Genomic DNA, 26038 nt, shown 5'->3' on the forward strand with positions numbered 1-26038 from the left:
CCCCCCAATATACGGGATGCGCCCGGGACCGGCCGCCCTCAGTGCTGCAGGATCTTGTTCAGGAAATCCTTGGTGCGCGGTTGGCGCGCGTCGGGGCTGCCGAAGAACTCGTCCTTCGAGCAATCCTCCAGGATCTTGCCGCCCACGTCCATGAAGATGACGCGGTTGCTGACCTTGCGCGCAAAACCCATTTCGTGGGTCACGCACATCATGGTCATGCCCTCGCCGGCCAGGCCCACCATCACGTCGAGCACCTCGCCCACCATTTCGGGGTCGAGCGCGCTGGTCGGCTCATCGAACAGCATCACGATCGGGTCCATGCTCAGGGCCCGGGCGATGGCCACGCGCTGCTGCTGCCCGCCCGAGAGCTGACCGGGGAACTTGTCCTTGTGGGCCATGAGGCCAACGCGGTCGAGCATCTTCAGGCCACGCGCTTTGGCGTCGTCGGGGTTGCGGCCCAGCACCTTCACCTGCGCCAGGGTCAGGTTTTCGGTCACGCTCAGGTGGGGAAACAGCTCGAAATGCTGGAACACCATGCCCACATGGCTGCGCAGCTTCGGCAAGTTGGTTTTGGGGTCGTGCACCGCCTGGCCGTTGACCCAGATTTCGCCCTGCTGGATCGGCTCCAGGGCGTTGATGGTCTTGATCAGGGTGGATTTGCCCGAGCCCGAGGGGCCGCACACCACCACCACCTCGCCCTTCTGGATGGCGGTGGAGCAGCCGTTGAGCACCTGCACCGGGCCGTACCACTTGGACACATTCTTCAATTCGATCATCGTTGTTTCTCCGGTGGTCCGCGCTCAGCGGATGATGGCGATTTTCTGGTGCAGGCGCTTGACGGTCCACGACAGCGCGAAGCAGATCACGAAATACAGCACGGCCGCCATCAGGTAAGCCTCGATCGGGCGGCCAAAGTTCTTGCCCGCCACTTCAAAGCCTTTGAGCATGTCGTAGGCGCCGATGGCGTAGACCAGCGAGGTGTCCTGGAACAGGATGATGGTCTGCGTCAGCAGCACCGGCAGCATGTTGCGCAAGGCCTGCGGCAGCACCACCAGCCGCATGTTCTGGCCGTAGCTCATGCCCAGGGCCTGCCCCGCGAACACCTGGCCGCGCGGCACCGACTGGATGCCGGCGCGCACGATTTCGCTGAAGTACGCGGCCTCAAAGGCGATGAAGGTGATCACCGCCGACAGCTCGGCGCCGATGGGCCGCCCGATCAGGAAGGGCACCAGCAGGAAGAACCACAGGATCACCATCACCAGCGGGATGCTGCGCATGCCGTTGACGTAGACGGTGGCCGGCAGGTCGAGCCAGCGTTTGCCGGACAGGCGCATCAGCGCCAGCACCGTGCCGAAGGCCATGCCGCCCAGCGTCGCCACCACGGTGAGCATGAGGCTGAAACCCAGCCCCTTGAGCACGAAGTTGCTGATGACGTCCCAGTTGTAGAAGGACCAGTCGAGGTTGCCCATGTTCAATGCCCTCCGCTGCCGCCCGCGGCGATGAGGCCGGGCACCCGGCTGCGCTGCTCGATGAAGCCCATGAGCCGGTTGATGGCGAAGGCCGAGACGATGTAGAGCGAGGTCACGGCCAGGTAGACCTCGATGCCGCGCGAGGTTTCCTCCTGCGCCTGCATGGCGAACATGGTGAGTTCGGCCACCGACACGGCGAACGCCACCGAGGAGTTCTTGAAGATGTTCATGGCCTCGCTGGTCAGCGGCGGGACGATGATGCGAAACGCCATGGGCAGCAGCACGTGGCGGTAGGTCTGCGCGGTGGTCAGCCCCAGCGCCATGCCGGCGTAGCGCTGGCCGCGTGGCAGGGCCTGGATGCCGGAGCGCACCTGCTCGGCGATGCGGGCCGAGGTGAACAGGCCCAGCGCCAGCACCACCAGCACGAAACCGGGCACCGCCTTGAGCGCCGGGACGATGACCGGCACGACGTGGTACCACAGGAACAGCTGCACCAGCAGCGGGATGTTGCGGAACAGCTCCACCCAAGCGTTGCCCAGGCCCACCACCAACGGGCGGTTGGGCAGGGTGCGCAAAGTGCCCACCACCGCGCCCACCACCAGGGCCAGCAGCAGCGCCAGCAGCGACACCGACACCGTCCAGCCCCAGGCCGAGAGCAGCCAGTCCAGGTAGGTGATGTCACCGCCCTGGCCGAAGCAGCTGCTGCCGACTTCGCGCGTGATGGTGTCTTCGCAGAAGACTTGCCAATCCCAACTCATGGGGGACTCCTTTCAGATGCGTCGAAACAAAAACACCCCCTGCGCCCGCAGACGCCCGGGGGTGTGGATCCAGCGAGCGCGCTTATTTTTTGGCGTAGTCTTCCATGGGCTTGTTGTTCGGGTTGGCCCAGGCGGCCTTGGTGGCCTCCGACAGGGGCAGGCCGATCTTCACGTTGGCCGGCGGAATCGGCTGCATGAACCACTTGTCGTACAGCTTGGCCAGGGAGCCGTCCTTGATCTGGCGTTTGACGCTGTCGTCCACGGCCTTCTGGAAGGCCGGGTCGTCCTTGCGCAGCATGCAGGCGATGGGCTCGACGCTGAGCACCTCGCCGACGATCTTGTAGTCGGCCGGGGCCTTGGACTTGGAGATGTTGGCGGCCAGGATGGAGCCGTCCATGACGAAGGCGTCGGCACGGCCGGATTCGAGCAGCAGGAAGCTGTCGGCGTGGTCCTTGCCATAGATTTCCTTGAAGTCCACGCCGTTGGCGCGCTCGTGCTTGCGCAGCGTCTGCACCGAGGTGGTGCCGGTGGTGGTGGCCACAGTCTTGCCGACCAGGTCCTTCACGGACTGGATGCCGCTGTTGGCCTTGACGGCAACGCGCACCTCTTCCACGTAGGTGGTGACGGCGAAGGCCACGTCTTTCTGGCGGGTGGCGTTGTTGGTGGTGGAGCCGCACTCCAGGTCCACGGTGCCGTTCTGCACCAGGGGGATGCGGTTCTGCGAGGTGACGGGCTGGTACTTGGTCTCCAGCTTGCTCAGGCCGAGCAGCTTCTGCACGTCGGCCAGCACACGCTCGCCCATTTCGGTGTGGAAACCGACGAACTTGCCGCCACCCAGAGTGAAGCTCAGCCCGGACGATTCGCGCACCCCCAGGGTGACGCTGCCGGAAGACTTGATCTTGGACAGGGTGTCGGAAGCTTGCGCGAAGGCGCCGGTGGTGGCCAGGCCCAGCAGCGCGCAGGCCAGCAGGTGTTTGTTCATGCGTTCGTCCTTTCGGTTCGAGAAAACAACATCGGGCCATTCTAGGCGGCACGAACGCCCGGCCGATGCGGGAAAGCACGCAGAAATCGGGCCAGCTTGGACCGATTCGGACACATGAAGACAAATTGCGCGGGCATCAGCCCCGCTGATGTTGGCCCGGCCCAGGCCCGCGCGTCACGCCCCGCCGCGCACGGCCAGGGCCACATCGGCCCAGAACTTCTGCGCCGCCAGCTTGCCTTTGTTGCCGGCGGCACGGTAGAGGCGGATGTCGAGCTGGCCACACCAGGCCTCGCCCGGGGGCGCGGCGCTGACCAGCCGACCGTCGCCCAGGGCCTGCTGCACCGAACTGGTGGGCAGGAAGGCCACGCCGTGGCCTTCGATGGCCATGGCCTTCAAGCTTTCGGACATGTCGGTTTCGTACACACGGTCCAGGTGCACCGCACCGCCCGGCTGGCGCAGCACCCAGTCCACCACCCGCCCCAGGTAGGCCCCGGGGGCGTAGGCCAGGAAGGGCACCGGCGCGGCCGCGGTGCCCGGCAAACGGTGCAACGGCTCGCCCCGGGCGTTGGGCTTGACGTAAGGCACCAGCACCTCGCGCCCCAAGGGCAGCATTTCGTAGCGGTCGGTGTCGAGCTGGATGGGTTGCGAGGGGTGGTGGTAGGCCAGCAGCAGGTCGCAACTGCCTTCGGTCAGGCGCAGCACCGCGTCGTGCACGTTCAGGGCGATGAGGCGGCTTTTGACCGGCCCCACGCTGGCGCGCAAGCCCGACAGCCAGGCCGGGAAAAAGGTGAAGGCCAGGGTGTGCGGCACGGCGAATTCGATGGTGTCCTTCGCCACCGCGGTGTGCTGGCGCAGCATGCCCCGGGTGGCCTGCAGGGCCTGCAACATTTCCAGCGCCTGGGCGTAGAGCGTCTGGCCGGCCGGCGTCAGGCGCGTGGGGTAAGAGGAACGGTCCACCAAGTCGGTGCCGGCCCAGGCCTCCAGCGACTGGATGCGGCGCGAGAAGGCCGGTTGCGTCACGTGGCGCAACTGGGCCGAACGGCTGAAGCTGCGGGTTTCGGCCAGGCTGACGAAGTCTTCAAGCCATTTGGTGTCCATGCGGGCCTCCCGATGGGGCGGCGGGCGCCGGCGAAACGTCGGCCGCCCCGCTGCTGTCGCCCCCGCTTTGTTGCAGCGCCCACATCTGGGCGTAGCGGCCACCGGCGGCCAGCAGCTCGGCGTGGCGGCCGCGCTCGACCACGGTGCCGTGTTCCAGCACGATGATCTCGTGCGCGTCCACCACGGTGGACAGGCGGTGCGCGATGACGAGCGTGGTCTTGTTCTGCGCCGCGCTTTTCAGTTCGGCCTGGATGGCGCGCTCGTTGGCGCTGTCCAGCGCCGAGGTCGCCTCGTCGAAGATGAGGATGGGCGGGTTCTTCAGCAGCGTGCGCGCAATGGCCACGCGCTGCTTCTCGCCGCCCGACAGCTTGAGCCCGCGCTCGCCCACCACCGTCTGGTAGCCCTTGGGCAGTCTTTCGATGAAGGCGTGGATGTGCGCGGCCTGGGCCGCCAGCACCGCTTCGTCGTGCCCGGCCTCGGGGCGGCCGTAGCGGATGTTGTAGCCGATGGTGTCGTTGAACAGCACCGTGTCCTGCGGCACGATGCCAATGGCGCGGCGCACGCTGCCCTGGGTCACGGCGCGGAGGTCCTGGCCCGCGATGGTGATGCGCCCTTCCCTTCCGTCGTGCCCGTCGCCCGGTCGGCCCACGTCGTAAAACCGGTAGAGCAACCGCGCCAGGGTGGACTTGCCCGAGCCCGACGGCCCCACCACCGCCACCGTCTTGCCCGGGGGGATGGTGAAGCTCACGCCATGCAGGATTTCCCGCTCGCGCTCGTAGGCGAAGTGCACGTTCTCGAAGCGCACTTCGGGCGGACCGTTCAACTGCAGCGGCTGGGCGCCCGGAGCGTCGGCGATCTCGCGCTCCTTGTCCAGCAGGGTGAACATCTTGTCCAGGTCGGTCAGGCCCTGCTTGATTTCGCGGTACAGCACGCCCAGGAAGTTGAGCGGGATGTAGAGCTGGATCATGAAGGCGTTGATCATCACCAGGTCGCCCAGCGTCATCTGCCCCTGCGTCACGCCCACGGTGGCGCGCCACAGCATGGCCACCAGCGCGGTGGCGATGATGAGCTGCTGCCCGGCGTTGAGCAGCGACAGCGTGGTCTGGCTTTTCAGGCGGGCGCGGCGCAGGCGCTCCAACGCCTCGTCGTAGCGCCGGCCCTCGAAGGCCTCGTTGTTGAAGTACTTGACGGTTTCGTAGTTCAGCAGCGAGTCGATGGCCTTGGTCTGCGTGGCCGACTCCATCTCGTTCATGTGGCGGCGGAACTGGGTGCGCCATTCCGTCACCCGCACGGTGAAGAACACGTACAGCACCAGCGCGGCCAGGGTGGTCCAGACGTACCACAGCTCGAACTTGATGCCCAGCAGCGCCAGCACCAGCGCCACCTCCAGCAGCGTGGGCAGGATGCTGTAGAGCGAATACGAAATGAGCGACTGCACGCCGCGCGTGCCGCGCTCGATGTCGCGCGTCATGCCGCCGGTCTGGCGCTCCAGGTGGAAGCGCAGGCTGAGTTCGTGCAAATGGCCGAACACCTGCAGCGCGATGGTGCGGGTGGCGCCTTCGGTGGCCTTGGCAAAGATCAGCTCGCGCAGCTCGGTGAACAGGGTGGTGGACAGGCGCAGCAGGCCGTAGGCCAGCAGCAGGCCCACCGGCACCACCAGCAGCGCCTCGCTGCCCGGCGGCAGGCCCAGCAGCGACTGGCCGGGCGCGGGGGTGAGCGCATCGACCAGTTCCTTGAGCAGCAGCGGCACGCCCACGTTGGCCAGCTTGGCCGCCACCATGAAGCCCAGCGCCGCCGCCACGCGCCAGCGGTACTGCCACAGGTAGGGCAGCAGGCGGCGCAGCACCGCCCAGTCCGTGCGCGCCGCCGGCGGGCTGCCGGGCGCGGCGGGGGAGGCAACGGGGGGGCTGGAGGCGAGGTGGCGCATGGATGACAATAGACAGATGAACACGCCCATTGTGCCCCCAAGCCCCGAGACTCCGCTGGTGTCGGACCTGCCGCCGTCGGACAAGACCCTGGTGCTGAAGGTGATTCCCATGCCGGCGGACTGCAACGCCAACGGCGACATTTTCGGCGGCTGGGTCATGGCCCAGGTGGACCTGGCCGGCTCGGTGCTGCCGGCGCGCTACATGGGCGGGCGCTTCGCCACCGTGGCGGTCAACCAGTTCATCTTCAAGCAGCCGGTGAAGGTGGGCGACATCCTGAGCTTCTACGGCAACGTCACCCGCATCGGCAACACCTCGATCTCGGTGCAGGTGGAGGTGTTTGCCGAGCGCTTTGGCGCGCAGGGCCAGTTCGTCAAGGTGACGGAAGCGTCGCTGACCTACGTCGCCATCGACGACCAGGGCCGCCCGCGCCCGGTGCCCAAGCGCTGACCCACGGGCGCGGGGTTTTATGATGCGGGTTTGCCCACCCCGCCACGGCCGCCCGCCACCATGCCCAAGAAAACCGCCGCCCCGTCCCCCGTCACCACGCTCACCCCGGCCGACTACCTGATCAAGATCCTCAACGCCCGGGTGTACGACGTGGCGGTGGAGTCGGCGCTGGAGCCCGCCAAGAACCTGAGCCGGCGCCTGCACAACCAGGTGCTGCTCAAGCGCGAGGACCAGCAGCCGGTGTTCAGCTTCAAGCTGCGCGGGGCGTACAACAAGCTGGCGCACCTCACGCCCGAACAGCTCCAGCGTGGTGTCATCTGCGCCTCGGCCGGCAACCACGCGCAGGGCGTGTCGCTGGGTGCGCACAAGCTGGGCGCGCGTGCGGTCATCGTCATGCCCACCACCACGCCGCAGGTCAAAGTGGACGCGGTCAAGGCCCTGGGCGGCGAGGTGGTGCTGCACGGCGACAGCTACTCCGACGCCTACGCCCAGGCGGTCAAGCTGGAACAGGAACAGGGCCTGACTTTTGTGCACCCTTTCGACGACCCGGACGTGATCGCCGGCCAGGGCACGGTGGCCATGGAAATGCTGCGGCAGCTGCAAAGCCTGGGCAGCCAGCGGCTGGACGCGGTGTTCGTGGCCATCGGCGGCGGCGGCCTCATCAGCGGCGTGGCCAACTACATCAAGGCGGTGCGGCCCGAGGTGAAGGTCATCGGCGTGCAGATGAACGATTCGGACGCGATGATGCAATCGGTGGCCGCGCACGGGCGCGTGACCCTGCCCGACGTCGGTCTGTTCAGCGACGGCACCGCCGTCAAACTGGTGGGCGAAGAGACCTTCCGCATCAGCAGCGAACTGGTCGACGGCTTCATCACCGTGGACACCGATGCGGTCTGCGCCGCCATCAAGGACATTTTCGTGGACACGCGCAGCATCGTCGAACCGGCCGGCGCGCTGGCGGTGGCCGCCATCAAAAAGTACGTGGCCGAGCGCAAAACCAAGGGCGAAACCTACGCCGCCATTCTGTGCGGCGCCAACATGAACTTCGACCGGCTGCGCTTCGTGGCCGAGCGCGCCGAGGTGGGCGAAGAGCGCGAGGCCCTGTTTGCCGTGACCCTGCCCGAAGAACGCGGCAGCTTCAAGCGCTTTCTGGAAGCCATCGGCAACCTGCCGGGCGGCCCGCGCAACGTCACCGAGTTCAGCTACCGCATCAGCGACGCGAACCAGGCCCACGTGTTCATGGGCCTGACCACGCGCGGCCCCGGAGAAAGCGCCAAGATCGCCGCCAACTTCGGCAAACAGGGCTTCGCCACGCTGGACCTGACGCACGACGACCTGGCGCAGGAGCACATCCGCCACATGGTGGGCGGGCGCTCGGCGCTGGCGCAGGACGAGCGGCTGCTGCGCTTCGTCTTCCCCGAGCGGCCGGGCGCGCTGCTGAAATTTTTGAGCCTGATGCGTCCGGGCTGGAACATCAGCCTGTTCCACTACCGCAACCAGGGCGCCGACTACGGCCGCATTCTGGTGGGCCTGCAGGTGCCCGCCAAGGACGGCAAGGCCTTCCAGAAATTCCTGGACACGCTGGGCTACCCTTACGTGGAAGAGACCGAGAACCCGGTGTACCGGCTGTTCCTGAACTGACACGCCGGCCATGCAAGGCGTGCGGCACTTCCTGCTGGCGTTGCAGTTCTTCACCCGCCTCCCGGTGACCGGGGCGCTGGCGCGGTGGGTGGGCTACAGCCCGGCCATGTTGCGCGCCAGCGCGGCGCACTTTCCCGGCGTGGGCTGGGTGGTGGGCGCGGCGGCGGCGGGCGTGTACGGAGCGCTGTGCTGGCACCTGCCGCCGGTGGGTGGCATCACCTGGGTGGCGGCGGTGTTCTGCACCCTCGCCACGGTGTTGCTGACCGGCGGCTTCCACGAAGACGGCCTGGCCGACCTGACCGACGGCCTGGGCGGCAGCTACCGGCGCGAACGGGCGCTGGAGATCATGAAGGACTCGCGCATCGGCGCCTTCGGGGCGATGGCGCTGGTGCTGGCGCTGCTGGCCAAGGTCGGGCTGCTGGCGGTGCTGGGGCAGTTGTCGCTGGCCGGCGCGCTGCTGGCGCTGTGGCTGGCCCACGTGGCTTCGCGCACCTGGCCGCTGCTGACCATCCGTTGGCTGCCCCACGTGGGCGACGCGGCGGGCAGCAAGTCCAAGCCGCTGGCGGACCAGATATCGACCGGCGCCCTGTGGGCCGGCGCGCTGTGGCTGGGGCTGGCGGTGGTGCTGGCAGGGTGGGCAGCCCACACGCTGGCGCCGCCCTGGCTGGGCGGCCTGGTCAGCGGCGAGCGGACCGCCGCCGTGCTGGCCTGGGGGCTGGGGGGCTCGGTGGCCGGCTGGGCGCTGGTGCACTGGCGCTTGAAGGTGAGGCTGCAAGGCTTCACCGGCGACGGCCTGGGCGCGGCCCAGCAGGTCAGCGAAATCGGTTTTTACCTCGCCATGGCGCTGGCCATGGGCGCACGCTGACCGTGGCCACGCTGGAGTTGTGGCTGGTGCGGCACGCCCGGCCACTGGTGGAGCCTGGCGTCTGCTACGGCCGGCTGGACGTGCCCGCCGACCCGGCCCACACCGCCGCCAGCGCCCAGGCCCTGGCGGCGGCTCTGCAAGCAGCGCCCCAGCCGGCCCCGACCCTGCCCGTGTGGGCCTCACCCCGGACCCGCACCTGGGCCCTGGCCAACGCCCTGGCCACCCTGGCGCCGGTCGGTCTCTCAATGCAGGCCCCGAGGGCCGACGAACGCTTGGCCGAGATGGACTTCGGCCACTGGGAGGGCCGGCGCTGGGACACGCTGCCCCGCGCCGAATTGGACGCCTGGACCAACGACTTCCACCACCACCGCCCCGGCGGCGGCGAGAACGTGGCCGGTTTCCTGGCACGGGTGCGCGCCGCCCTGGACGACTGCCACCGGCAGGCTCAGGCCCTGGGTGCGCGCCGCGCAGTCTGGGTCACCCACGCCGGGGTGGTGCGCGCGGTGCAGGTGTGGCTGGCCCAAACACCGCAGCCGCTGCGGGCCCAGGACTGGCCCACCGCGGCATGCGACTTTGGCGCCTGGGAGGTCAGGCACTGGCCCGACCTGGCCGCCCCGTTGGTGAAATAATCGGGCCACCATGCCCGCCACCCTCGAAGGCCAACTCGTCGTCGCCATTTCCTCGCGTGCGCTGTTCGACTTCGAGGCCGAGAACCGCGTCTTCGAAGACGGCGACGACCGCGCCTACATGCAGTTGCAGTTGGAGCGGCTGGAACAGCCCGCCAGCCCCGGCGTGGCGTTTTCACTGGTGCACAAGCTGCTCAGCTTCAACACCGGCGAGGCGCCGCGGGTGGAAGTGGTCATCCTCTCGCGCAACGACCCGGTCTCGGGCATGCGGGTGTTCCGCTCGGCGCAGCACTACGGCCTGCCCATCCAGCGCGGCGTGTTCACCCGCGGCCAGGCACCCTGGCGCTACCTGCGCCCGCTGCGCGCCAACCTGTTCCTCTCCACCCACCTGAGCGACGTGCGCGCCGCCCTGGATGCCGGCGTACCCGCGGCCCAGGTCTATCCGCAGTCGGTGCACGCCAGCGACGCCCACCCGCACGAGGTGCGCATCGCCTTCGACGGCGACGCCGTGCTGTTCTCCGACGAGGCCGAACAGGTGTTCCAGCGACAGGGGCTGGACGCCTTCCAGCAGCACGAACGCAGCAAAGCCGCCCAACCCCTGCCCGGCGGCCCCTTCAAACCGCTGCTCGAAGCACTGCACCGCCTGCAAAGCGCCGGCACCGCACAGATGCGCGTGCGCACCGCGCTCGTCACCGCCCGCAGCGCGCCGGCACACGAACGCGCCATCCGCACCCTGATGGACTGGCACATTGAGGTGGACGAAGCCCTGTTCCTGGGCGGCCTGCCCAAAGGCGAATTCCTGCGCGAATTCGAACCCGACTTCTTTTTCGACGACCAGACCGGCCACATCGAACAGGCGGCCCGCCACGTTCCGGCCGGGCACGTGGCCAGTGGCATTGCCAACGGCTGATCCCCGCTCACCGCCCGACTGGACCAGCCACGGGCTGCGCCATCCCGACCCATGCCCACGCAGCAACCGCCGGACCGGCACACAATACCAGGGAGCGACACTTCCGGAGCCCCCATGTCCGCCATCCGACGACTGGCCGCGGCCGCCATGGCCGCCACACCGCTCTTGCTGGCCGGGTGCATCGTCGTGCCGATCGGTTGGTTCACCGACAACCCGTACGCCCCCGACAAGCTGGCGCCCCTCCAGGCACCCGGTGCGAACCGGGCCCTGGTGCGCCAGACCTTCGGCGCTCCCACATACACCCGGGAAAACCAACGCTACTGGTTCTACACCCACTCCCGGGAAACGGTGGGCATCATCGCGGGCACCACCAGCACCGTCCTCACCGACGACGACTGGCTGCTGGTCGAGTTCGGTCCGCACGACCAGGTCGTGCTGGCCGAAACGACCGACTTCAAGAAATGCACCTCGAACGGCATCTGCCTGTCCGGATCCGAGATATACGCGGACCCAGCCAAAGGCCCCCGGCACGACACCCAGCCCCAGACCGGAGCGTGCGGGATCTACCTCTATCTGGAACCACTGCCGTGGCCCCTGTTCGCCGGCCAGGTCCGCTATGCGGTGGACGGGCAGCCCATCGGCGTCGTCAGCAGCCACAGCTACCTCTACCTCACCCACCCGTCAGGGCCTGTCCGGATTGCCGCCTACGACCTGGAGATCACCGCCGCCTGCGAAAGCGGGCAATGGCTGTACGTCCGCGCCGTCAAGAAAACCGACTGGTCGTGGCAAACCGGCGAAGACCTGGCGCCCGTCCCGGCGGCGCAGGGGCAGGCCAACATCCAGACCCGTTACCCGGCGCTGCGGGACTGAATCCGCTCACTTGATCGACACCGGGGCCAGGGCGCGGGCGATGCTGGCCTCCCCACGCCCGTGGACCGCCGCGCTGTAGTTGGCCACCGTGTCTTTGCGCGCCGTGTTGAGCAGCTGGTTGGTGATCTGCGTCGGCGTGGCGGTCTTGAACTTGCTGCCCAGAATGGCCCCGTAGCCGCTCACGATCGGCGCCGCAAACGAGGTGCCGTAGAGGCCGGTCTTGGAGCCCTCGACACCGACCACCAGGAAGTTCTTCTGGACCGCGAGATCGCTGCCAGCATAGTTGGAATACGACGCCAGCGAGGCCGGCGCAGCCACCGTGCCGTTTTTGCTGAGCGCGCCCACGAAAATGGCCGACTGGGCGCCGACCAACGCCCGGTTGAGGTAGTCCACCTGCCCCTGGCTGGTGGCTGCGCCAACCGCCACCGCATTGTTGCCGGCGGCCTTGGACACGATGGCCGAACCGTTCTTCGCGTAGGCGATGATGGATTTTTCCTGGTTGTCCCAGCCGATCTGGCTGTTCGAATAACCGTTCGCCGCGAACATGCCGTAACTGAGGTTCAGCACATTGAGGCCGCGGGCCAGCCCGATCGCACCCGTGCCCGTGAAGTCCACGGAAGCGATTTTCGCCGAGGGGGCGATCAAACCGGCCTCCAGCCGCGTCCATTCACCGTGGCGCTGGGTCAGCGTTCCGGTCCCGAAATTGCCAGAGAAGCGGGAACTGCTCCTGAAGTCATCGACCACCTGGATGGTCACCCCCTGGCCCTTGTAGCCCAGGTTCCAGGCTTGCTTGACCTCCGGGCTCATCCAGGCCTGCAGGGTCTGCGCCGGAATAGCCGTGGACAGCAGCAGCGCGGCGGTCAGGGCACTCAACTTCAGAACGGTTTTCATGGTGGACTCCTTGGGGAAGGCTGGGCTCAAAAACGCCAGGTCAGCGAGAGGGAAACTTGGTTACCGGGCTTCTGGTTCAGAAGGTATTGCAGGGTGTCGGCCGGCGCCAACGTGGAGGCCGCCAACCGGCAATTGACCGCCTGCACGCCGCCGATGTCACCGTAGTCGGCGGTGCAGCTTTTTTCCTTGAGCCGGCCACCCAGCACGGTGGTGACCCGCAGCGACAGAACGGCATCCCGGGCCACCCGGGTTTGCACCACCATGCCCAGTTTGAGGCCGGGGCGGATGGTGTACTTCGGCCCCCGCTCCCCGGTGCTGGCGCCGAAGATGAACCCGAAGTTCTCGGTCACCTGGGTCATCCAGGTCAGGCTGAGATCGGTCCAGCGCGTCCGGTACCAGTCCTGGAAACCCACGGCGCTGCCACCGGCCAGTTCAAACCCCCCGCTCCCAAGGCCACGCACCGTGCGCGACAAGGCCGACCCCTGCTGGATGTCGATCAGGTGGGTGGATTCGAGGAAAGAGGCTTGCGGCAGGTAATGGTGGCGCCGAGGCACATCCAGCGCGGCGGCCTTCGTGGCGAGGGCGGCGCAGCCCAGCGCCAGCAGCAAACACCCCCAACGGCCCGCGATGGGCCGCTGAACGGTTGCGTCATGCGCTGGATGGTGATGGACCATGTGCCCTCCTGCGTTGCGAAGAAGGGCAAGCGGCGCAGACCCACGACATCTGCGCCTCACTGCAACCCGGCCACCAACCCTTGCGGGGTAAGGTCCGTCGGCTTTGCGTCCCCAGGTTTCCCTGGGTTTGCCCTCATTGTTGCGAATTGTCTCTTTTTTTCGGTCGGATGTACATGATCTGCATCAAACCCCAGCCGACCCCGGGTATCCCCCACGTCCGCGCGGGCCGATCAGAGCGTGAAGCCGTAATCGACGGTCAGCGGCGCGTGATCGCTGAAGCGCTGCGCCTTGTACACCTGGGCCTGGCGGGCGGTGGCGGCCAGCGCCGGCGTGGCCAGGTGGTAATCAATGCGCCAGCCCACGTTCTTGGCCCAAGCCTGGCCCCGGTTGCTCCACCAGGTGTAGGCGGCCTCGGTCTCGTCCGGGTGCAGGCCACGGTACACGTCGGCCAGCCCGCCGTCGCTCAGCAGGCGCGTCATCCAGGCCCGTTCTTCGGGCAAAAAACCGCTGTTTTTCAGGTTGCCTTTCCAGTTTTTCAGGTCTTTTTCGTGGTGGGCGATGTTGACGTCACCGCACAGCACCAGTTCGCGCTCGGCCGCCAGGGTGGCCAGACGCGGGTAGATCCGGTCCAGAAAACGGAACTTGGCCTGCTGCCGCTCCTCGCTCGACGAACCGCTGGGAAAGTAGCAGCTGACGACGCTGCGCCGGGCACTGGGCGTGTCGAAGCGCAGTTCCACGCAGCGGCCCTCGTCGTCGAATTCCGGGTCGCCGATGCCGATGACCACGTCGCTCGGCTCGTGCCGGCTGTACACGGCCACCCCGGAATAGCCTTTTTTGACCGCGTAATGGAAGTGGCCCCGCAGGCCGGCCAGCGTCTCGAACTTGCCGGCCACGTCGGGGGCCTGGGCCTTGAGTTCCTGCACGCAAATACAATCGGGCGCAGTGGCCGCGACCCAATCCTCCAGCCCTTTGGAAGTGGCGGAACGGATGCCGTTGAGGTTGAGGCTGGTCAATCGAAACAAGGAATTCCCCATGGTGGTTGAAGCAGGCGCGCCGGTCGATGCACTGGCACAGGCATTCGTGCAATTTTCCGTCGAATCGGGCGTGCTGCGCTTCGGCGAGTTCAAAACCAAGGCGGGGCGGCTGTCGCCTTACTTTTTCAACGCCGGCCTGTTCGACGACGGCGCCAAGCTCGGCCGGCTGGCCTCGTTCTACGCCGAGCGCATCATCGCCAGCGGCATCGAGTGCGACATGATCTTCGGCCCGGCGTACAAGGGCATTCCCCTGGCGGCGGCGGTGGCCATCGAACTGGCGCGCCTGGGCCGCAACCTGCCCTTCGCCTACAACCGCAAGGAGGCGAAAGACCACGGCGAGGGCGGCACCCTGGTGGGGGCGCCCCTGCAAGGCCGGGTGCTGATCGTGGACGACGTGATGAGCGCCGGCACCGCCGCGCGCGAATCGATCGCGCTGATCCGCGCCGCCGGGGCCACCCCGCACGCCGTGGCGATTGCCCTGGACCGCCAGGAAATGGCCACCGAACCCACCCCCGAAGGCGGTGTGCGCGACGTGCCCTACAGCGCCGTGCAGTACGTGCGCGAACAGCTGGGCCTGCAGGTGTGCGCGATTGCCAAGCTGGCCGATTTGCTGCAGTATCTGCAAGCCCATGCGGGCGAAGACATGGCCGCGCACCGGCAACGCGTGCAGGCCTACCGCGACCGCTACGGCGTCCACTGATCCCCTTCCCGACGCGCATGACCCCGTCCCTCGCCGCCGCCCCCCGTTCAACGCGCACCGGCACGCTGGCACCGGTCCTGCTGGCATGGCTCGCGGCCACCGTGGCCATGGCGCCCGGACACGCCGGCGGGATCTACACCTGCACGGACGCCCAGGGCCGGCGCCTCACCTCCGACCGCCCCATCGCCGAGTGCATGGACCGCGAGCAACGCGAGCTCAACCCCAGCGGCACGGTGCGGCGCATCGTCCGCCCGGTGCCCACGGCCGAGGAACGCACCCGCGAAGCCGCCCAGCAAAAAGCCCAGGCCGAAGCCCAGGCCAAACTGAACGAGGAGCGCCGCAAGGAACAGTTGCTGCAAACCCGCTACCCCAACGCCGACGTCCACCAACAGGCGCGCGTGGCCGCCCTGGCCGAGGTGGACGACAGCATGGCCGCGGCGCACAAGCACGCCCAGGCGCTCGACAAGCAGCGGCTGGCCATCGAGGCCGAGCTGGAGTTCTACAAACGCGACCCGGGCAAAGCCCCCGAGTGGCTGAAACGGCGCCAGGCAGACAACGCCCAACAACGGGCGGAGCAGATCCAGCACGTGGCCGACCTGGAACGCGAGAAGGTGCAGATCAACGAGCAGTTCGACGCCGAACTGCGGCGGCTGCGGCAACTCTGGGCGACACCGGGGCCGCGCTGAGCCGGGCACCCGGCGCGCGCCCAGGCGGCCACGGGTTCAGCCCAGCGCCTGTTTCAGCAGTTCGTTGACCTGGCCCGGGTTGGCCTTGCCCTTGCTGGCTTTCATGACCTGGCCCACCAGCGCGTTGAAGGCCTTGTCCTTGCCGGCGCGGTACTCGGCCACGTTCTTCTCGTTGGCGGCGATCACCTCGGCGATGATGGCTTCGAGCGCACCGCTGTCGTTCATCTGCTTCAGGCCCTTGGCTTCGACCAGCGCATCCACCTGCGCCAACGGTTCACCGGCCGGGGCTTCGCCAGCCCACAGCGCATCCATCACCTGCTTGGCGGCGTTGTTGCTGATGGTGTTGTCGCTGATGCGCTGGATCAGCGCCGCCAGCAGCACGGCGTTCACCGGCGCCTGGGCGATGTCTTTTTCTTCCGCGTTCAGACGGCGCGAAACCTCGCCCATCACCCAGTTGCTGACCAGTTTGGGCTGGCCGCAGGCTTGGGCCGCGGCCTCGAAGTAGGCGCCCATTGCCGGGCTTTGCGTCAACGTGGTGGCGTCGTATTCGGGCAGGCCGTAGTCGCGCACGAAACGCTCGGCCTGGGCGCGCGGCAATTCGGGCATGCTCGCCTGGACGCGCTCCACCCACTCGCGCGCGATCACCAGCGGCGGCAGGTCGGGGTCGGGGAAGTAGCGGTAGTCGGCCGCGTCTTCCTTGGTGCGCATGGCGCGGGTTTCGCCGGTGTCGGGGTCGAACAGCACCGTGGCCTGCTGGATCTCAAAACCGTCTTCGATCTGTTCGATCTGCCAGCGCACCTCGAAGTCGATGGCCTGTTGCATGAACTTGAACGAGTTCAGGTTCTTGATCTCGCGCCGCGTGCCCAGCGGCGCGCCCGGCTTGCGCACGCTCACGTTGGCGTCGCAGCGGAAGCTGCCTTCCTGCATGTTGCCGTCGCAGATGCCGATCCAGGTGACGATCTTGTGCAGTTCCTTGGCGTAGGCCACGGCCTCGGCGCTGGAGCGGATGTCGGGCTCGGTCACGATCTCCAGCAAGGGCGTGCCGGCGCGGTTCAGGTCGATGCCGGACTGGCCGTGGAAGTCCTCGTGCAGCGATTTGCCCGCGTCTTCTTCCAGGTGGGCGCGCACCAGGCGCACGGTCTTTTTCTCGTCGCCCAGGTAGAACGACACCTCGCCGCCCTGCACCACCGGGATCTCAAACTGGCTGATCTGGTAGCCCTTGGGCAGGTCGGGGTAGAAGTAGTTTTTTCGCGCAAAAACGCTGCGCTCGGCCACGTGCGAGCCCACGGCCAGGCCGAACCGGATGGCGCGCTCGACCGCGCCCTGGTTCATGACCGGCAGCGTGCCGGGCAAGGCCATGTCCACCGCGCAGGCCTGGGTGTTGGGCTCGGCGCCAAAGGCCACTGAGGCACGGCTGAAGATCTTGCTGTTCGTGGAGAGTTGGGCGTGGGTTTCGAAGCCGATCACGACTTCGTAACCGTGCACCAACAGGGATTTTTCTTGGCTCATGTTGTCTTGCCCCTTCAGAACCCGGCGGGGGCGCGGGTGTGCCAGTCGGTGGCGCACTGGAAATGGTGGGCCGCGCCCAGCAGGCGCGCCTCCTGGAAGTAGTTGCCGATCAACTGCATACCGACAGGCATGCCCGCGGCGCCCAAGCCCACCGGCACGCTCATGCCGGGCAGGCCGGACAAAGACGCGGGCAGCGTGTAGATGTCGGCCAGGTAGGCGGCCACGGGGTCGTCGTTCTTCTCACCGATCTTCCACGCCACGCTGGGCGCCACCGGGCCGGCGATCACGTCGCATTGCTGGAAGGCGGCCTGGAAGTCCTGCGCGATCAGGCGGCGGATCTGCTGCGCCTTGATGTAATAGGCGTCGTAGTAGCCGTGGCTCAGCACGTAGGTGCCGATCAGGATGCGGCGCTGCACCTCCCGCCCAAAGCCTTCGCTGCGCGACTTTTTGTACATGTCGGCCAGGTCGGCGTAGTCTTTCGCGCGGTGGCCGAACTTCACGCCGTCGAAGCGGCTGAGGTTGGAGCTGGCCTCGGCCGGGGCGATGATGTAGTAGGCGGGAATGGACAGTTCGGTGCGCGGCAGGGAAATGTCCACCAGCGTGGCGCCCAGCTTTTCGTACTCGGCCAAGGCGGCACGCAGGGCGGCCAGCACATCGGGGGCGCAGCCGTCGCCAAAAAACTCTTTGGGCAGGCCGATGCGCAGGCCCTTGAGAGGCTGCGCGGCGGTGGCACCGGCCAGGGGCTGGCCCAGCCCGGCGGTGTAGTCCTCGGCCGGGCGGTCCAGGCTGGTGGAGTCGCGGTCCAGGTCCGGGCCGGCCATGGCGCTGAGCAGCAGGGCGCAATCGCGCGCGCTGCGGGCCATGGGGCCGGCCTGGTCCAGGCTGGAGGCGTAGGCCACCATGCCGTAGCGCGAGCAGCGGCCGTAGGTGGGTTTGATGCCGGTGATGCCGGTGAAGCTGGCGGGCTGGCGGATCGAGCCGCCGGTGTCGGTGCCGGTGGCGGCCGGAGCCAGGCCCGCGGCCACCGCGGCGGCGGAACCGCCCGAGGAGCCGCCGGGCACGCGCTCGGTGTCCCAGGGGTTGCGCGCCGGGCCGTAGGCCGAGTTGTCGTTGCCCGAGCCCATGGCGAATTCGTCGCAATTCAGCTTGCCGAGCGTCACCATGCCGGCGTCGGCCAGCTGGCGCACCACGGTGGCGTCGAAGGGGCTGCGGTAGCCCTCCAGCATCTTGCTGCCGGCGGTGGTGGGAAAGTCGGTGGTGACGAAGATGTCCTTGTGCGCCAGCGGCACGCCCAGCAAGGGGCTGCGCTCGCCCGCGGCGAGGCGGGCGTCGGCGGCGCGGGCCTGGGCCAGGCTGGCGTCTTCGTTCAAGGCCAAATAGGCGCCCAAATGGGCGTGCGCCTGGGCGCGGGCCAGGAAGTGCTGCGTCAGTTCCACGCTGGAAACCTCGCGCGCGGCCAGCCGGGTGGCCAGCGCGGTCACGTCAAGTTGGTGCAGGTCTTGTTGTGCGTTCATTCGATCACCTTGGGCACCAGGAACAGGCCGCGTTCCACGGCCGGGGCGCTGCGCTGGTTGGCTTCGCGCTGGTTGGGCTCGCTCACCACGTCGTCGCGCAGGCGCAAGGCCACGTGATCGATCACGGCGGTGGGGTGGGCCAGCGGCTCGACGCCGGTGGTGTCCACCGCCTGCATCTGCTCCACGATGTCGAAAAAGCCATTCAGGCGGGTCAGCATGCTCTGGGCATGCGCCTCGTCCAGCTCCAGCCGCGCCAGGTTGGCGATGCGGCCGATGTCTTGCAGGGTCAGGGACATGGGGGTCTGTCTGTGGAACACGGGCCGGATGCAACCGCGTGTAAAAGCAAGGAAAAAACCCGCGCCAACGGCCAGTCAGGCAGAGTTATGCACAGGGGATGAGGTATTATCCAAGGTTTGGTGAACCTCGTATTTTCACCCCTGTTCTGGGGTGCAAGTTCACCCAAACACCCCGATTTTCAGCCAAAACACTCCGGCGCTGCCCGCGTGAATGCGCAAGCCGGGCCCCGGGCAGGCCGCACTGGACGCTCCATCATGTTCGAATCTTTCCGTCGGCGCTTTTCCACCGACCTGGCCATCGACCTCGGCACCGCCAACACCCTGATCTACGTCCGCAACAAAGGCATCGTGCTGGATGAACCGTCGGTGGTCTCGATCCGCCACGAAGGCGGCCCCCAGGGCAAGAAGACCATCCAGGCCGTGGGCCACGAGGCCAAGGCCATGCTGGGCAAGGTGCCCGGCAACATCGAGGCCATCCGCCCGATGAAGGACGGCGTGATCGCCGACTTCACCGTCACCGAGCAGATGCTCAAGCAGTTCATCAAGATGGTGCACCCGCGATCCATGCTCAAGCCGAGCCCGCGCATCATCATCTGCGTGCCCTGCGGCTCCACCCAGGTGGAGCGCCGCGCCATCCGCGAAAGCGCGCTGGGCGCCGGCGCGGCCGAGGTCTACCTGATCGAGGAACCCATGGCCGCGGCCATCGGTGCCGGCCTGCCGGTGTCCGAGGCGTCCGGCTCCATGGTGGTGGACATCGGCGGTGGCACCACCGAGGTGGGCGTCATCTCCCTGGGCGGCATGGTCTACAAGGGCAGCGTGCGGGTGGGCGGCGACAAGTTCGACGAGGCCATCATCAACTACATCCGCCGCAACTACGGCATGCTGATCGGCGAGCCCACGGCCGAGGCCATCAAGAAGAGCATCGGCAGCGCCTTCCCGGGCTCCGAGGTCAAGGAGATGGAAGTCAAGGGCCGCAACCTGAGCGAAGGCGTGCCGCGCAGCTTCACCATCAGCTCCAACGAGGTGCTGGAAGCCCTGACCGACCCGATCAACCAGATCGTCAGCGCCGTCAAGACCGCGCTGGAGCAGACCCCACCCGAACTGGGCGCCGACATCGCCGAGCGCGGCATGATGCTGACCGGTGGCGGCGCCCTGCTGCGCGACCTGGACCGCCTGCTGTCCGAAGAAACCGGCCTGCCGGTGCTGGTGGCCGAAGAGCCGCTGCTGTGCGTGGTCAAGGGTTGCGGCATGGCGCTGGAACGGATGGACCGCCTGGGCGGCAGCATCTTCACCAACGAATAAGGCCTCTGCCCGTCGGCCATGCCGCTCGGTACCGTCGACCGCACCCCACCGCCCTTCTTCAAGCAAGGGCCATCGGCCCTGTCCAAACTGCTGGTGCTCAGCGCCCTGGCCGTGCTGCTGATGGTGGTGGACGCCCGCCGCCAGTGGGCGGCGCCGCTGCGCGCCACGGTCGCGGCGGTGCTGGCCCCGGTGCAGTGGCTGGCTCTGCAACCGGTGCGTCTGGGCACCTGGGTCGGGCACCACGTCGGCAGCCTGAACGAGGCCCAACAGGCCGCGGCCGAAGCCCGTTCCGAATTGGTGCGCCAGGCGCAGCGCGCCAGCATCGTCGAGCACCTGGCCCAGGAAAACCGCGAACTGCGCACCCTGCTGGGCATGCGCGAGCGGCTGCCGCCCAACGCGCGCGGCGCCGAAATCCTCTACGAGTCGCCCGACCCCTATTCGCGCAAGGTCGTCATCGACCAAGGCCAGGCGCACACCATCCAGCCGGGCTCGCCGGTGATGGACGGCTACGGCGTGCTGGGCCAGGTCACCCGCGTTTACCCCACCACCGCAGAGGTCACTTTGCTCATCGACCGGCACCAGGCGATCCCGGTGATCAACACCCGCACCGGCCAGCGCAGCCTGGCCTACGGCCTGCCCGGCGAGGCCGAAGGTCGGCTGGAGCTGCGCTTCGAATCGGTCAATACCGATGCCGAGCCCGGCGACATCCTGACCACCAGCGGCGTCGACGGCATCTACCCCCCGGGCCTGCCGGTGGCTCGGGTGCTGAAGGTGTCGGTGCTGGACGGCTCGGGCTTTGCCCGCATCGAATGCACGCCGATGGCGCGCATGCACAACACCCTGCACGTGCTGGTGGTGGACCCGGCCACCGACGGACGCCGCCCGCCCCAGGAGTCGCGGCCATGATCATGCGGCGCGGTCAGGCCCTGCTGTTGCCGGCCAACCCCTGGTTCGTCTGGGGCTCCCTGTTCGTGGCCCTGTTCCTGGGCATCTGGCTGGACGTGGCCGTGGCCGGGCGCGCGCCCTGGTTGCCCGACCTGCTGGCGCTGGCGCTGGTGTTCTGGAGCGTGCACCAGCCCCAGCGTGTGGGCGTGGGCGCGGCCTTCGTGCTGGGCCTGCTGGTGGACGTGCACCACGGCGCCCTGCTGGGCCAGCACGCCCTGGCCTACACCGCGCTGGGCTACCTGGCGGTGGTTCTGCACCGCCGCCTGCTGTGGTTCGACCTGCCCACCCAGGCCCTGCATGTGCTGCCGCTGTTCCTGGCCTCGCACGCGCTGCAACTGACCACCCGGCTGATCGCCGGCGACGGCTGGCCGGGCTGGTCACTGGGCCTGGCACCGCTGCTGGAAACCCTGCTCTGGCCACTGGCTACCCTGCTGCTGCTGGCACCGCAGCGGCGGGCGCACGACCCCGATGAGAACCGCCCCATCTGAGGCCCCGGCATGACCGAATTCAAGGACGTCCAGCACCAGCTGGCCTTGTTTCGCACCCGGGCCCTGGTGGCCATGGGGCTGGTCGGCGTGTGCATGGGCCTGGTCGCGTTGCGCAGCTTTTACCTACAGGTGCCGCGCCACGACGATCTGCTGCACAAGGCCGAAAACAACCGCACCGCGGTGCTGCCCATCGTGCCGCAACGCGGCCGCATCGTCGACCGCCACGGCGTGGTCCTGGCCGACAACCAGGCCACCTTCTCGCTCGAGATCGTGCCGGCCCACACCCCCGACCTGGACCAGACCCTGGCCACGCTGGGCGAGATCGTCGAGATCCAGCCGCGCGACCTGCGCCGCTTCCGCCGCCTGATGGCCGAATCGCGGCGCTTCGACTCCCTGCCCCTGCGCAACCGCCTGAGCGCCGAGGAAATGTCGCGCGTCGCCGCCCAGCTCTACCGCCTGCCGGGGGTGGACATCCAGGCACGCCGCCTGCGCCAGTACCCCCTGGGCGACACCGGGGCCCACGTCATCGGCTACATCGGCCGCATCAACCCGCGCGAGCAGGAACTGATGCTCGACTGGCCGGAAGAACGCCAGGGCAACTACCGGGGCACCGACCACATCGGCAAGCTGGGGGTGGAACAAAGCCACGAAGACGCGCTGCACGGCACCACCGGCTTCGAGCGGGTGGAAACCTCGGCCGCCGGCCAGGCGGTGCGCCAGCTGGACGTGACCGCGCCGGTCCCGGGGGACACCGTCAACCTGTCCATCGACATCCGCCTGCAGCACCTGGTCGAGCGCCTGTACGGGCAACGCCGGGGTGCGCTGGTGGCCATCAACCCGCAGAACGGCGAGGTGCTGGCCTTCGTCAGCATGCCGACCTTCGACCCCAATCTCTTCGTCGAAGGCATCGACGTCGACAACTGGAAGGCCCTGAACGAGTCGATCAACCGACCGCTGCTGAACCGGGCGCTGCGCGGCACCTACCCGCCGGGCTCCACCTACAAACCCTTCATGGCCCTGGCCGCGCTGGAAACGGGCGCGCGCACCCCGTCCACCATCGTCCAAGACCCCGGGTTCTGGGAGTTTGGCGGTCACCGTTTCCGCAGCGGCCACGCCAACGGTCCAGTGGACCTGCGCCGCAGCATCGTGGTGTCGAGCAACGTCTACTACTACACGCTGGCCAACCAGATGGGCGTGGACGCGATCCACGACTTCATGAAACCCCTGGGATTGGGACAACTCACCGGCATCGACCTGCCGGGCGAGGTGCGCGGCGTGCTGCCCAGCCAGGCCTGGAAACGGCAGACCTACAAGCGCGCCGCCGACCAGCGCTGGTACGCGGGCGAAACGATTTCCCTGGGCATCGGCCAGGGCTACAACTCGTTCACCATGCTGCAACTGGCCTCGGCCATGGCCACCCTGGCCAACCAGGGCGTGCGCCACACCCCGCACCTGACCCGCACCACGCAAAACCCGACGGCGGCCCGCGCCACGGCAGTCGATCGGCCCGATGGTGTCAGCCTGGGCTACCGCCCGGAACACGTGAACACGGTGCTCAACGCCATGGAAGCGGTGACGCAGGAAGGGACCTCCACCCGCGTCTTTGCCGGCGCGCCCTACCGCAGCGGCGGCAAAACCGGCACGGCCCAGGCGGTCACCATCGGCCAGCGCGACCGCTACGACGCCCGCCGCCTGGAAGAACACCAGCGCGACCACTCGCTTTACCTGGCTTTTGCCCCGGTGGAACGGCCCCAGGTGGCACTGGCGGTCATCGTCGAGAACGCGGGCTTTGGCGCGGCCCACGCCGCACCGATCGCCCGGCGCGTGTTCGACTACCTGCTGGCCGGGCGCTACCCGAGCGAAGAAGACATCCTGGCCACCCAGCAAGGCCTGACGGCGGCCCCGATCGGCCAGTCGCGCGCCATCGCCGACATCGACTGGCCGCCCCAGACCCCCTGAGCGGGCACCCGCGCCGCCCGGCTTCAGTGGCCGTAAGCGTCCCAGCCGGTCTTGAGGATCAGGGCCGACACCACCAGCAGGAACACCCCGCGCACAAAGCCCGTGCCGTGCCGGAGCGCCAGGCGCGTGCCCAGGGTGCTGCCGAGCACGTTGGCCACGGCCATGACCGCCGCGTAGTGCCACCAGACGTGGCCTTTCCAGGCGAACAGGGCCACGGCCGCGAGGTTGGAAGTGGCGTTGAGCCATTTGGCCGAGGCACTGGCGTGCAAAAAGTCGTAACCCAGCCAGCGCACGAACATGAACACGAAAAAGCTGCCCGTGCCGGGGCCGAAAAACCCGTCGTAAAACCCGATGGTCAGGCCCAGCACGCTGGCCGCCCCGGCCTCGGCACGGCCACGGAAACGGGGGCGGTGCTCGCGCCCCAGGTCCTTGCGCAGCAGGGTGTAGAGCAGCACCAGCAGCAAGACCCCGGGCAAGGCCTGACGCAAAAACCCGGGCGACACCACCGTCACCAGCCAGGCCCCGGCCATGGCGCCGACGAAACACACGGCCGCCGCCGGCCACAGGGCGTGCCAGGGCATGTCCACCCGGCGGGCGTACTGCACGGTGGCCGCGGCCGTGCCCCAGATCGACGCACTTTTGTTCACCCCAAACAGGGTGGCCGGGTGCGCCCCCGGAAACGCCGCGAACAGCGCCGGTACCAGGATCAGCCCCCCGCCACCGACGATCGCGTCCACGAAACCCGCCAGGCCCGCGGCCAGTGTCACCCACAACCATTCCATGCGGCGATTGTCCCCCACCCGGGTGGAGGACCCATGAAAAAAGGCCCGCGAGCCGGAGCGTCGCGGGCCGAACCCCAGGAAACGGTGGGATCAGCGGTTGTAGGCGGTTTCGCCGTGCGAGGTGATGTCCAGACCTTCGCGCTCGGCTTCTTCGCTGACGCGCAGGCCCATGATCATGTCCACGATCTTGTAGGCGATGAAGGCCACGACCGCAGACCACACCATGGTGATCACCACGCCTTCGGCCTGCACGTAGAGCTGGTGGGCGATGGAGAAATCGTCACCCTTGATGCCACCCAGCGAACCGGCCGAGAACACCGCGGTCAGCAGCGCACCGACGATACCGCCCACGCCGTGGACACCGAACACGTCCAGCGAGTCGTCGGCACCCAGCATCTTCTTCAGACCGCTCACGCCCCACAGGCACAGGAAGCCGGAGATCAGGCCGATGACGATGGCGCCCATCGGGCCGACGGTGCCGCAGGCCGGGGTGATGGCCACCAGGCCGGCGACGGCGCCGGAAGCGGCACCCAGCATGGAGGCCTTGCCTTTGTGCAGGGCTTCACCGATGGACCAGGCCAGCACGGCGGCGGCGGTGGCGACCAGGGTGTTGATGAAGGCCAGGGCAGCGCCACCGTTGGCTTCCAGGTTGGAGCCGGCGTTGAAGCCGAACCAGCCCACCCACAGCAGGGAAGCACCCACCATGGTCAGCGTCAGGCTGTGCGGGGCCATGGCTTCCTTGCCGTAGCCGATGCGCTTGCCCACCATGTAAGCGCCCACCAGACCGGCCATGGCCGCGTTGATGTGCACCACGGTGCCGCCGGCGAAGTCCAGCGCGCCCTTGTCGAACAGGTAGCCGCCGGCACCCCACACCATGTGGGCGATCGGCAGGTAGCTGAAGGTGAACCAGATCACCGAGAACAGCAGCACGGCACCGAACTTGATGCGTTCGGCGAAGGAGCCGACGATCAGGGCGCAGGTGATGCCGGCGAACGTGGCCTGGAAGGCGACGAAGATCAGCTCGGGAATCATCACGCCCGGGGTGAACGTGGCCGACAGGGTTTCGATGGTGATGCCGGACAGGAAGACCTTGTCCAGGTTGCCGATGATCAGGCCCTCGCCGCCGAACGCCAGGCTGTAACCGTAGACGGCCCACAGCACGCTGATCAGCGAGAACACGACCATCACCTGCATCAGCACCGACAGCATGTTCTTGCTGCGCACCAGGCCGCCGTAGAACAGGGCCAGGCCGGGCACCGCCATCATGATGACCAGCAGCGTGGACAGCATCATCCAGGCCACGTCACCCTTGTCCATGGTTTCCTTCACCGGGGCGGCGGCGGGGGCCTCGGCAGCCGCGGCTTCGGCCGGAGCGGCCACAGGGGCTTCAGCCGCGGGAGCGGCAGGCGCCGCGGCGGCATCGGCCGCGGGTGCGGTGGCGGCGGCCGGGGCCGTGTCGGACTGCGCCATGGCAGCCACACCGCCGAAAGTCAGGCCCAACCCCAGGCACAGGCTCAATAGGAACTTTTTCATGTTCGTCGCTCTTGAAAGGTTGAAAAATCGGGTCAGAGGGCTTCGGCGCCGGTTTCGCCGGTGCGGATGCGAACCACCTGTTCCAGCGGGAAGACAAAGATCTTGCCGTCGCCGATCTTGCCGGTGCGGGC

General features: G+C 67.9%; 27 protein-coding genes and 1 riboswitch. Of the genes, 12 read left to right on the forward strand and 15 right to left on the reverse strand.

Annotated features, from left to right (window positions below; genetic code table 11):
• Positions 1-38 precede the first annotated feature (38 nt).
• The 6 genes from CON77_RS05350 to CON77_RS05375 form a co-directional block, all read right to left on the reverse strand.
• Positions 39-776, reverse strand: a complete 738-nt coding sequence (locus tag CON77_RS05350) for an amino acid ABC transporter ATP-binding protein (protein ID WP_101048108.1) — start codon at positions 774-776, stop codon at positions 39-41.
• A gap of 24 nt (positions 777-800) precedes the next feature.
• Positions 801-1469, reverse strand: coding sequence for an amino acid ABC transporter permease (locus tag CON77_RS05355; protein ID WP_101048109.1), 669 nt, complete (start codon positions 1467-1469; stop codon positions 801-803).
• Positions 1470-1471: 2 nt separating this feature from the next.
• Positions 1472-2227, reverse strand: a complete 756-nt coding sequence (locus tag CON77_RS05360; RefSeq protein WP_101048110.1) for an amino acid ABC transporter permease — start codon at positions 2225-2227, stop codon at positions 1472-1474.
• Between the two features lie 82 nt (positions 2228-2309).
• Complete coding sequence (locus CON77_RS05365; RefSeq protein ID WP_101048111.1) at positions 2310-3209, reverse strand: amino acid ABC transporter substrate-binding protein; 900 nt, start codon at positions 3207-3209, stop codon at positions 2310-2312.
• Between the two features lie 174 nt (positions 3210-3383).
• Complete coding sequence (locus tag CON77_RS05370; protein WP_101048112.1) at positions 3384-4307, reverse strand: LysR substrate-binding domain-containing protein; 924 nt, start codon at positions 4305-4307, stop codon at positions 3384-3386.
• On the reverse strand, positions 4288-6234 hold the full coding sequence (locus CON77_RS05375) for an ABCB family ABC transporter ATP-binding protein/permease (protein ID WP_101048113.1): 1947 nt from the start codon (positions 6232-6234) through the stop codon (positions 4288-4290). Before CON77_RS05375 ends, CON77_RS05370 begins: the two co-directional genes overlap by 20 nt.
• Before the next feature lie 16 nt (positions 6235-6250).
• Here CON77_RS05375 and CON77_RS05380 point away from each other — a divergent pair, with 16 nt between their 5' ends.
• From CON77_RS05380 to CON77_RS05405, 6 genes are all read left to right on the forward strand, one after another.
• Positions 6251-6682, forward strand: a complete 432-nt coding sequence (locus tag CON77_RS05380; RefSeq protein WP_101048114.1) for an acyl-CoA thioesterase — start codon at positions 6251-6253, stop codon at positions 6680-6682.
• 60 nt (positions 6683-6742) lie between these two features.
• Positions 6743-8323, forward strand: coding sequence for a threonine ammonia-lyase, biosynthetic (gene ilvA / locus CON77_RS05385; protein WP_101048115.1), 1581 nt, complete (start codon positions 6743-6745; stop codon positions 8321-8323).
• 10 nt (positions 8324-8333) lie between these two features.
• Entirely contained in the window at positions 8334-9188 is an 855-nt protein-coding gene (locus CON77_RS05390; RefSeq protein ID WP_101048116.1) for an adenosylcobinamide-GDP ribazoletransferase, read from the forward strand.
• 2 nt (positions 9189-9190) lie between these two features.
• Entirely contained in the window at positions 9191-9817 is a 627-nt protein-coding gene (locus CON77_RS05395) for a histidine phosphatase family protein (protein ID WP_101048117.1), read from the forward strand.
• Positions 9818-9827: 10 nt separating this feature from the next.
• Complete coding sequence (locus tag CON77_RS05400; RefSeq protein WP_101048118.1) at positions 9828-10724, forward strand: 5'-nucleotidase; 897 nt, start codon at positions 9828-9830, stop codon at positions 10722-10724.
• Positions 10725-10838: 114 nt separating this feature from the next.
• Entirely contained in the window at positions 10839-11594 is a 756-nt protein-coding gene (locus CON77_RS05405; protein WP_198552277.1) for a hypothetical protein, read from the forward strand.
• A 6-nt stretch (positions 11595-11600) separates the two neighbouring features.
• Here CON77_RS05405 and CON77_RS05410 read toward each other — a convergent pair whose 3' ends face one another.
• The 3 genes from CON77_RS05410 to CON77_RS05420 all read right to left on the reverse strand — a co-directional run bounded on the left by CON77_RS05410 (position 11601) and on the right by CON77_RS05420 (position 14181).
• On the reverse strand, positions 11601-12485 hold the full coding sequence (locus CON77_RS05410; RefSeq protein WP_101048119.1) for a S8 family serine peptidase: 885 nt from the start codon (positions 12483-12485) through the stop codon (positions 11601-11603).
• A gap of 26 nt (positions 12486-12511) precedes the next feature.
• Positions 12512-13159, reverse strand: coding sequence for a hypothetical protein (locus CON77_RS05415; protein WP_101048120.1), 648 nt, complete (start codon positions 13157-13159; stop codon positions 12512-12514).
• 57 nt (positions 13160-13216) lie between these two features.
• Positions 13217-13301, reverse strand: a riboswitch (cyclic di-GMP riboswitch).
• Between the two features lie 88 nt (positions 13302-13389).
• Complete coding sequence (locus tag CON77_RS05420) at positions 13390-14181, reverse strand: exodeoxyribonuclease III (protein ID WP_101048121.1); 792 nt, start codon at positions 14179-14181, stop codon at positions 13390-13392.
• Positions 14182-14191: 10 nt separating this feature from the next.
• On the opposite strand from CON77_RS05420, the gene pyrE reads away from it, so the two are divergent.
• Both pyrE and CON77_RS05430 read left to right on the forward strand, forming a co-directional pair.
• Entirely contained in the window at positions 14192-14893 is a 702-nt protein-coding gene (gene pyrE / locus CON77_RS05425) for an orotate phosphoribosyltransferase (protein WP_101048122.1), read from the forward strand.
• A 17-nt stretch (positions 14894-14910) separates the two neighbouring features.
• A complete protein-coding gene (locus CON77_RS05430; RefSeq protein WP_232788416.1) occupies positions 14911-15579 on the forward strand; it encodes a DUF4124 domain-containing protein in 669 nt (222 codons plus the stop codon).
• A 36-nt stretch (positions 15580-15615) separates the two neighbouring features.
• Here CON77_RS05430 and gatB read toward each other — a convergent pair whose 3' ends face one another.
• Genes gatB through gatC form a run of 3 tightly spaced genes read right to left on the reverse strand, consistent with a single transcriptional unit; the run spans position 15616 to position 18898 of the window.
• Positions 15616-17088 (reverse strand): Asp-tRNA(Asn)/Glu-tRNA(Gln) amidotransferase subunit GatB, encoded by a 1473-nt coding sequence (gatB, locus tag CON77_RS05435; RefSeq protein WP_101048132.1) that lies wholly within the window; start codon positions 17086-17088, stop codon positions 15616-15618.
• A gap of 14 nt (positions 17089-17102) precedes the next feature.
• Positions 17103-18602 carry an Asp-tRNA(Asn)/Glu-tRNA(Gln) amidotransferase subunit GatA gene (gene gatA / locus CON77_RS05440; protein ID WP_101048123.1) on the reverse strand — a complete coding sequence of 500 codons (1500 nt, stop codon included), beginning with the start codon at positions 18600-18602 and terminating at the stop codon, positions 17103-17105.
• Positions 18599-18898, reverse strand: coding sequence for an Asp-tRNA(Asn)/Glu-tRNA(Gln) amidotransferase subunit GatC (gene gatC, locus CON77_RS05445; protein ID WP_101048133.1), 300 nt, complete (start codon positions 18896-18898; stop codon positions 18599-18601). The genes gatA and gatC overlap by 4 nt, the downstream gene beginning before the upstream one ends.
• A gap of 255 nt (positions 18899-19153) precedes the next feature.
• On the opposite strand from gatC, the gene CON77_RS05450 reads away from it, so the two are divergent.
• Genes CON77_RS05450 through mrdA form a run of 4 tightly spaced genes read left to right on the forward strand, consistent with a single transcriptional unit; the run spans position 19154 to position 23592 of the window.
• Complete coding sequence (locus tag CON77_RS05450) at positions 19154-20200, forward strand: rod shape-determining protein (protein ID WP_101048124.1); 1047 nt, start codon at positions 19154-19156, stop codon at positions 20198-20200.
• An 18-nt stretch (positions 20201-20218) separates the two neighbouring features.
• Positions 20219-21106, forward strand: a complete 888-nt coding sequence (gene mreC / locus CON77_RS05455) for a rod shape-determining protein MreC (RefSeq protein WP_101048125.1) — start codon at positions 20219-20221, stop codon at positions 21104-21106.
• A complete protein-coding gene (gene mreD / locus CON77_RS05460) occupies positions 21103-21633 on the forward strand; it encodes a rod shape-determining protein MreD (RefSeq protein ID WP_101048126.1) in 531 nt (176 codons plus the stop codon). The genes mreC and mreD overlap by 4 nt, the downstream gene beginning before the upstream one ends.
• Before the next feature lie 9 nt (positions 21634-21642).
• Entirely contained in the window at positions 21643-23592 is a 1950-nt protein-coding gene (gene mrdA, locus CON77_RS05465; RefSeq protein ID WP_101048127.1) for a penicillin-binding protein 2, read from the forward strand.
• A gap of 23 nt (positions 23593-23615) precedes the next feature.
• On the opposite strand, the gene CON77_RS05470 is transcribed toward mrdA, so the two are convergent.
• The 3 genes from CON77_RS05470 to CON77_RS05480 all read right to left on the reverse strand — a co-directional run.
• Positions 23616-24374, reverse strand: coding sequence for a TSUP family transporter (locus CON77_RS05470; RefSeq protein WP_101048128.1), 759 nt, complete (start codon positions 24372-24374; stop codon positions 23616-23618).
• 90 nt (positions 24375-24464) lie between these two features.
• Positions 24465-25907, reverse strand: a complete 1443-nt coding sequence (locus tag CON77_RS05475; protein ID WP_101048129.1) for an ammonium transporter — start codon at positions 25905-25907, stop codon at positions 24465-24467.
• A 32-nt stretch (positions 25908-25939) separates the two neighbouring features.
• Positions 25940-26038, reverse strand: a 99-nt coding sequence (locus tag CON77_RS05480; RefSeq protein WP_304442146.1) for a P-II family nitrogen regulator, incomplete at its 5' end; no start/stop codon positions are given.

The organism is Macromonas nakdongensis (assembly GCF_002837145.1).
GTDB lineage: Bacteria > Pseudomonadota > Gammaproteobacteria > Burkholderiales > Burkholderiaceae_C > Macromonas_B > Macromonas_B nakdongensis.